At 48.2% G+C, this 821-nt stretch carries 1 pseudogene; it reads right to left on the bottom strand.

Annotation, left to right across the window (positions count from 1 at the left end):
- Window positions 1-79: 79 nt before the first annotated feature.
- Window positions 80-821, bottom strand: a pseudogene (locus R8N49_RS26210) (galactose-1-epimerase); the annotation flags it as partial.

Here is an 821-nt window from a genome sequence, read left to right as displayed (position 1 = left end):
ATGTAGCCCACCATAACACCCAAAGTCGTTGGAGTTGCAGCATCGCTGCCGCTGCAAGTTCAAAGGGTAGAAGTGCTATCTAAAATTCAAACTGGTAAATAGTTTGATGCTGATAGCAATCCCCAGAGTTCAACACCCCATTGTTGAGTCCCCATTCTGGTTTGTTTGGCCCGTCTGGAAAGTACTGCGTTTCCAATGCTAGGCCGTCATAGCGTTCGTAAGTTTTACTTGCACCGGGCGTACCGGCTAAGAAATTCCCTGAATAAAACTGGATGGCAGGCTTGGTGGTTTTCACCTTCATCACCACAACTTCTTTTGGTGCAATTAAAACCGCAGCGACAGACACGCCATCGGTCACTTCAGGCATGAATACAAAGGCGTGATCTTAGCCACCAGCGGTTTTCTGATCTTGCTCAGCAAGAAATTCTTGGCCAATCGATTTTGGCTCGGTGAAGTCGAAACTGGTGCCCGAAACTGGTTTTTGTTCACCGGTAGGAATTAACCCCGCATCCGTTGGCAAGTAATGCCCAGCATTGAGCTGTAAAGTATGATCCAAACTTTTCGCGCGGCTCGCCTCACCAGCCAAGTTAAAGTAGGCGTGATTGGTTAAATTCACTGGTGATGTTTTGTCGGTCTTAGCATCATAGGCGATAGCTAGTTCATTCTCGTCAGTGAGCGTGTACGTCACCTTCACATCGAGATTTCCCGGATAGCCTTGGTCACCGTCCGGTGAGCGAAGTGAAAAAGTGACCTGTTGATCATTTTGCTCTTCAACCTTCCAGCGGCGTTTATCAAACCCTTCTAGGCCACCGTGCAGTGAG

It is taken from the genome of Vibrio sp. 1978 (assembly GCF_033344345.1).
Note: the sequence above shows the minus strand (reverse complement) of the source record. Positions and strands in the feature narration are given on the sequence as shown.